The 6753-nt window shown below is 67.0% G+C and carries 6 protein-coding genes; 4 read left to right on the top strand and 2 right to left on the bottom strand.

Annotation, left to right across the window (positions count from 1 at the left end):
• Positions 1 to 214: 214 nt before the first annotated feature.
• Positions 215 to 1531 carry an LVIVD repeat-containing protein gene (locus ACFV15_RS47465; RefSeq protein WP_378360039.1) on the bottom strand — a complete coding sequence of 439 codons (1317 nt, stop codon included), beginning with the start codon at positions 1529 to 1531 and terminating at the stop codon, positions 215 to 217.
• 93 nt (positions 1532 to 1624) lie between these two features.
• Between ACFV15_RS47465 and ACFV15_RS47460 the strand changes: the two genes are divergently transcribed.
• Positions 1625 to 3016: an ABC transporter substrate-binding protein gene (locus ACFV15_RS47460; protein ID WP_378360038.1), complete on the top strand. Its 1392-nt coding sequence runs from the start codon at positions 1625 to 1627 to the stop codon at positions 3014 to 3016.
• Here the strand turns inward: ACFV15_RS47460 and ACFV15_RS47455 are convergent.
• Positions 3003 to 3914 (bottom strand): LysR family transcriptional regulator, encoded by a 912-nt coding sequence (locus ACFV15_RS47455; RefSeq protein ID WP_378360037.1) that lies wholly within the window; start codon positions 3912 to 3914, stop codon positions 3003 to 3005. The two genes, ACFV15_RS47460 and ACFV15_RS47455, sit on opposite strands and share 14 nt — an antisense overlap.
• Before the next feature lie 71 nt (positions 3915 to 3985).
• On the opposite strand from ACFV15_RS47455, the gene ACFV15_RS47450 reads away from it, so the two are divergent.
• The 3 genes from ACFV15_RS47450 (at position 3986) to ACFV15_RS47440 (ending at position 6611) form a co-directional block, all read left to right on the top strand.
• Positions 3986 to 5041 (top strand): SDR family oxidoreductase, encoded by a 1056-nt coding sequence (locus ACFV15_RS47450; RefSeq protein WP_378360035.1) that lies wholly within the window; start codon positions 3986 to 3988, stop codon positions 5039 to 5041.
• Positions 5042 to 5238: 197 nt separating this feature from the next.
• Positions 5239 to 5862: a DUF4360 domain-containing protein gene (locus tag ACFV15_RS47445; protein ID WP_378360033.1), complete on the top strand. Its 624-nt coding sequence runs from the start codon at positions 5239 to 5241 to the stop codon at positions 5860 to 5862.
• Positions 5863 to 5975: 113 nt separating this feature from the next.
• The gene (locus ACFV15_RS47440; RefSeq protein WP_378360032.1) at positions 5976 to 6611 is read left to right on the top strand and encodes a DUF4360 domain-containing protein; all 636 of its coding nucleotides are present in this window, start codon (positions 5976 to 5978) and stop codon (positions 6609 to 6611) included.
• The last annotated feature ends 142 nt before the right edge of the window (positions 6612 to 6753 follow it).

The raw sequence follows: 6753 nt of genomic DNA, 5'->3' as shown, positions 1-6753 counted from the left end.
GCGTAGTACGCACCCAACGGCCCCCTCGCTTCACGAGGGGGTCCGCGAGTGGTAACTCCGCTGCATCCAACGGAGCAGAGTTACCACTCGCCCGCCACCGTCACCGCAAACCCTCCACAGTCACTCTTTCGCGGCCAGGGCTGAAGCAGGCCAAGGTCGCCCACCACGACATGACACCTTTGCCCTTCCGCCCAATAGAACCGCCCGGCAACACTCACGAGTCCTTGAGCTTGAGGATGTCCACGCCACGCGCGTTGTCGGCCACGTACACGTAGCCGCGGTGGAAGGCCGGGGCCCAGGACGCCGCATCCGCGGGGCGGAAGTACGCGATCTGCGTCGGGTTCGTCGGGTCGCTGACGTCGAGGAACCGCGTGCCCTGCTCGTAGAACGACTGGACGAGCACGTTGCCGCGCAGGTCGAAGTAGTGCGCCGAGCAGTCGGCGGAGGTCGGGTCACTCCCCTCCTGCCCCGCGACACTCCACGTTCCCACGCTCTTGAGCCGGAACGGCTTGTCCGGCGTCGAGCGCCAGCCCTCGCCGCCGTAAGACCCGTCCAGCGACGAGATCGTCAAGACGCCGTCGCCCGCGCAACCGTCGACGAAGCTCTCCTCGGTCGCGTACAGCAACTGCCCGAAACGGCTGCGCGGGCCGACCGGGCGCAGGCTGTTGTGCATGAACTTCGACGGCGCCGCCGTCTCGCTGATCCCGCCGCCCGCATAGGGAATCGGCTTCAGCGCGGTCGCCTTGCGGACGCCGCCCGCGACCGGGTCGCGGTGCATGCCGGTGGTCCAGTACCCGCGGACGCCGCCGCGCCCGGACACCCAGGCGATGCCCTCGGCGTCGACCTGGACGTCGTGCACGTAGTCGGTCTTGCCGTCGTTGCGGGCGAGTTCGATGGGATCCGGGTGGACGACCGGCTTGCGCGGATTGCGCACATCGGTGACCCAGATCGGACGGCCGCCCCAGTCGGCGGGCATGTTGTCGGCCTTCGCCGGGCCGCCGGTCCACAGATACCGGCAGCCGTCGACGCAGCTCGTGGTGTGGCCGGCGGGCACCTTGACGTAACTCAGGATCGTCGGCTTCTCCGGGCGTGACACGTCGACGACGTAAATGCCCGATTCGCCGGTATGCGTGGTGCCGCCGAACGCGCGCGGGTCGCGCGACAGGAAGACGAGGTTGCGCTCGGGGTCGACCTCGGTGTCCTCGGTCTCCCACAACCCGGGCAGGCTCAGTGTGCCGAGCAGCTTGGGCGCGACGGGATTCGCCAGGTCGTAGGACTTCAGGCCGAACTCTCCGGAGACGACCATGACGTCACGGCGCCCGATCGAGAGGAAGTTCAGCGAGATCGCGCCCGCCGCGTCGGGGAGATTGCCGACGGCCTGGACGTTCTTCACCGCGCCTGGCGCGCCCTTCGCCCGTGCGGACGCGGCTTGCGGCTTTTCGTCGCGGTCGCAGGCGGCGGCGGGCAAGCCGGTGGCGACCAGCGTGACCGCGGTAGTGAGCAGGACCAGACCCGTACGGAACGCGCGCACGACAAACCTCCCAGGATGATCAATTCGAGACTAGGGCGGACTTTTGCGAGAAACAACAGACGTTGGTCGGAACTCAACTGGTAGGAACAGCCCATGCGACTCGCCGCCCTGCTCGTCACCGCGCTCGTTGTGACCGGTTGCTCCACCGCGACACCGCCGGAGCCCGGCGTGCTGACCGTGGGCATCGGCGAACCCGCGAGCCTGCTGCCCGCCGACCTCCCTGACCAGGCCGGGCGGATGATCGCGGCCGCGTTGTGGACGCCGCTCGTCGGCTACGACCCGGCGACCGGCAAGACCAGCCCGGCCGCCGCCGAGTCGGTGACCAGCGACGATCAGGTGACCTGGACGGTCAAGCTCCGGCCAGGCACGTTCCACGACGGCACCCCGGTCACCGCGAAGTCCTATGTAGACACCTGGGAGGCGGTGCGGCTGGCCGACGGGAGCTGGCCGGGCGCGTCCGTGCTGCGGGAGACGTTGCCCGCCAAGGAGATCACGGCGCCGGATCCGTCGACGATCAAGATCGTGCTGCACCGGCCGTTCGGCCAGGTACCGGCCGTGCTCGCCTCGCAGGCGCTGTACCCGCTGCCCGAAAGCGTCCTGAAGTCGAAGGACTGGGCGGGATTCGCGCTGAACCCGGTCGGCAACGGCCCGTTCAAGCTGGCGGCGCGCTGGGATCATGGCGGCGAGCTGGTCAAGGTGACGGGCGGCGGCAAGATCAAGCTCAAGGTGCTCGATCCGGAAATCCAGTACGACCAAGCCAAATCGGGCGAACTCGACCTGGCGACGACAGTGCCCGGCTCGCGGCACGACGGGATGCGTTCCGAGCTCCACGCGATGTGGGCGTTGCCGAAAGCGACCTACCTGAAGTTTCCGGCGACCGGCCGGTTCGCCGACGCCACCGTGCGGCACGCGGTCGCCATGGCCGTCGACCGGGACGCGCTGGAAGCCGGGCCGCTGGCTCATCAGGTGGATCCGGCGCGCTCGCTGCTGCCTCCCGTCTCGGCAGGCGAACGGTCCGGCACCTGCCGTCCCTGCACCTACGATCCGGCTGCAGCCAAGAACCTGCTGGTCCAGTCGGGTTTCACCGGCTCAACCACCCTCTACGGGGAGGCGCACTGGACGTCGATCCTGGCCACCCAGCTGCAAGGCACGCTGGGTGTCGAGGTCTCGGTGAAACCGGGCGACGGGCCGTCCGTGCTGGAACTCGGCCTGCAGACGACCAGTCCGCACGAGCCACTCGCCGCACTGGCGAAAGCCGCGGGCTATACCGACGCGGGCTTCGCGGAACTGCTGGCCACGGCCGACGCGGCACCCGCGGCCGACAGCCCGCCGCTGTACCGCCTCGCCGAAAACCAGCTGCTGCGTGATCTTCCCGTCGCGCCGCTGTGGTCCGGGCATGGGCACGCGATCTGGCCGCTCAAGGTGAGCGGTGTGAAGGCCAACCCGCTGACCGGAGTCGACCTGACTTCGTTCAGTCGTGGCTGAGCAGTTTCTTCACGTGCGCGGGTAGCACGCAGGCCTTCTTGCGCAGCACCTCGGCGAAACCGGCGGTCAGCGGGTCCGCGCCGCCGCGCGCGTACGCGACGAGTTCACGCTCGATCGGCTGCGTCGGGCGTAGCACGCGGCCGTCGAAACGCGGCGGGATGACGTTGGCGGGCACCAGCGCGGGGCCGAGCCCGGCGGCGGCGAGGATCGGCGCGGTGGCGGACTGCTCGGTCCGCACCGCCGCGCTCGGCCGGAAGCCGGCCGCCGCGCAGGCCTGGTCGACGATCTCCGCGAGCCCGTTGCCCGGCGCGTAATGCACCCAGGCGCAGTCCGCGAGGGTGGCGAGGTCGACCGTGCCGCCGCTGCCCTCGGCCGAGCCGTCGGCGGGCAGCACCACGACGAACTCCTCGGTCCCGAGTGTCCATATCGGACCGTCCCACGACTGCGGGCGCGGGCCGACCGCGATGTCGGCTTCGCCGGCGAGCATGGCTTCGCGCAGTTCGTCGGCGTGGCGGTACTCGAACAGGCGGATGTCGACGCCGGGCCGTTCACGGCGCCAGGCGCGCAACGCGGGCGGCAGCGCGCCGAGGCTCACCGAATACACCGTGGCGATCTGCAGTTCGCCGTGCTCGAGACCGGACGCCTGGCGCGCGGCGCAGCGGGCGCGTTCGGCGTCGGCGAGCGCGGCGCGGGCGTGCGGGAGCATGGCGCGGCCCATCGGGGTCAGCCGGACCGCGCGGGGCAGGCGTTCCAGCAGCGGGCCGCCGACGCCACGTTCGAGCGCCCGCATCTGGTGCGAGAGTGCGGGCTGCGTCACGTGCAGCACCTCGGCCGCCTTGGTGAACGAGCCCTCGTCGACCACCGTGACCAGGTATTCCAGCTGCCGCAGGCTTGCCATGAACACAGTTTATGCCAGCAGTGAAGAACATGTCTTGGACTAATGCTTCTCGGGTGCCCAAGATCGTCCACATGGGAACAGAACGCAAGATCGCGCTGGTCGTCGGCGCGAACGGGGTCATCGGCCGCAACCTCATCGACCACCTCGCCGAACTCGGCGATTGGGAAGTCATTGGGCTTTCACGGCGCGGCGGGGAAGCGGCCGAGCGAGTCCGCTACGTGGCCGTCGACCTGCTCGACGCCGAGGACACCGCCGCGAAACTCGCGCCGCTGACCGAGGTCACGCACGTCTTCTACGCGGCTTATCAAGAACGTCCGAGCTGGGCGGAACTCGTCGCGCCGAACCTGGCGATGCTGACGAACGTCGTCGACGCGATCGAGCCCGTCGCGCCAGCGCTCGAGCACATCAGCCTGATGCAGGGCTACAAGGTCTACGGCGCGCACCTCGGCCCGTTCAAGACCCCCGCGCGCGAGGACGACGCCGGGCACATGCCGCCGGAGTTCAACGTGGACCAGCAACGGTTCCTCGAAGCGCGGCAGGCGGGCAAGGCGTGGTCGTGGTCGGCCATCCGGCCGTCCGTGGTCGGCGGTATCGCGCTCGGGAACCCGATGAACCTGGCGCTGTCCATCGCGGTGTACGCGTCGATCTGCGCGGAACTCGGCATCCCGATGCGGTTCCCCGGCAAGCCCGGCGCGTATGACGCGCTGCTGGAAATGACCGATGCGGGATTACTGGCGAAGGCGACGGTGTGGGCGGCGACCGAGCCGCGGTGCGCGAACCAGGCCTTCAATGTCACGAACGGTGACCTGTTCCGGTGGAGTGAGCTGTGGCCGAAGCTCGCCGCTTACTTCGGGCTGGAGGTCGCGCCGCCACTGCCGATGTCATTGACGGAAGCGATGGGGGACAAGGCGGGCCTGTGGTCCGGTATGGCCCGGCGGTATGCCCTCGGCCACTCCTACGACGAGGTCTCGGCCTGGGGTTTCGCGGACTTCGTTTTCTCCTGGGACTACGACATGTTCGCCGACGGATCGAAGGCGCGGCGATTCGGTTTCCACGAATACGTCGACACGACGCAAATGTTCCATGATCTTTTCGATGGGTTCCGCCGGTTGCGGATCATCCCATGACCATTACTTCACCTTTCCCGAACATCGGGAATTCGACGAATTTTATGACGCCACCTTATGATTGGAAGCGACGAATTCACGCTGCGTCATAGAAGTTTTTCCTTCCCCCGTTCAGCGGTGGCCCGGTTTGCGATTATTACGCTACGCTTTGGCACCGCCGTCGACCCCGCTTTGGACGCACGTCGGAAGGACCATCCATGATCAGCGCTATTTCTGCTGCCGCCATGGCGTTGTCTCTCATTTCCCCGGCACCCACCGCCGTGGACACCAATCCCCCACCCGACAGAATCACGGTGGACGTCGTGACCGTGAACGGCTCCGGCTGCAAGGCGGGCACCGCCGCCGTGGCCGTGTCGCCGGACAACACCGCGTTCACCGTTACCTACAGCGATTTCCTGGCACAGGCGGGCGCGGGCACCGGCCCGACCGACTTCCGCAAGAACTGCCAGCTCGTGCTGCGGATCAACATCCCGCAAGGCTTCACCTATGGAATCGCGTCGGCCGACTACCGCGGATACGCCAACCTCAAACGCGGCGCGACCGGACAGGAAAAAGCGAGTTACTACTTCCAAGGGCATTCCGCGACCGCCAGCCGGACGCATACCTTCTACGGACCCGCTGACGACAACTGGCAGGCCACGGACAGTACCGAGGTCTCTGAAATCGTTTACCATCCCTGCGGCGAAAAGCGCATGCTCAACGTCAATACCGAACTGCGCGTAAACGCGGGCAGCAGTGGCGCGACCAGCTTCATGACAATGGACTCGACAGACGCGGGCGTCAGCACCGTCTATCACTTCTCCTGGAAGACTTGTCCCTAGAACATAACAGTCAAGATCCATACTCCATTTAGCGGTACGCGGGTGGAATAAATAAAGGTTACGGTTGATCACCGCCGTCGAATCACAAAATATTTCGTCGGAAAGGCGTCTCTATGATCAGCACGCTCTCCGCTGCCCTATTAGCCACGACAATAATCATTCCTCCCGGTGGCGCCCCCGGTGCCACCCCTCCCCCCGATCACATCACCATCGAGATCGTGACGGTCAACGGTTCGGGGTGCCCGCTCGGCACTTCGGCCGTCGCGGTGTCACCCGACAACAAGGCCTTCACGGTCACCTACAGCGATTTCCTGGCGCAGGCGGGCGCCGGAACCAAACCGACCGACATGCGGAAGAACTGCCAGCTCAATCTCAAGGTGAATGTGCCGCAGGGTTTCACCTACGGGATCGCGTCGGCCGACTACCGCGGATTCGCCAGCCTGATGAAGGGCGCGAAGGGAACGGAGAAAGCGAACTACTACTTCCAGGGAATGTCGCCGACGGCCTACACCAGTCACATCTACAACGGCCCGCTGGCCGATGACTGGCAGGCCACCGACAGCACCGAGGTCGCGGCGATCGTCTACTCGCCCTGCGGCGAGCGGCGCAACTTCAACATCAACACCGAGCTGCGCGTGGACGCGGGCACCTCGGACCCGAAGAAGACGAGTTTCATGACCATGGACTCGACCGACGGCAACATCAGCACCACGTATCACTTCGCCTGGAAGACCTGCCCCGGCATGTAAGGGGCGAGCCACGTCGCGGGGTGGGGTTCCGTGTCCTAGACCGGACCACCCCCCCCCCCGGCTTAACACGAACAGGGGGCGTTGGAACAGCACGGGGGTTAATTTGGGCAACCCGGGGGTACACACCGCAGAGAACAAGAGG

This window comes from Amycolatopsis sp. NPDC059657, assembly GCF_042734395.1.
In the GTDB taxonomy this organism is placed as follows: domain Bacteria; phylum Actinomycetota; class Actinomycetes; order Mycobacteriales; family Pseudonocardiaceae; genus Amycolatopsis.
Note: the sequence above shows the minus strand (reverse complement) of the source record. Positions and strands in the feature narration are given on the sequence as shown.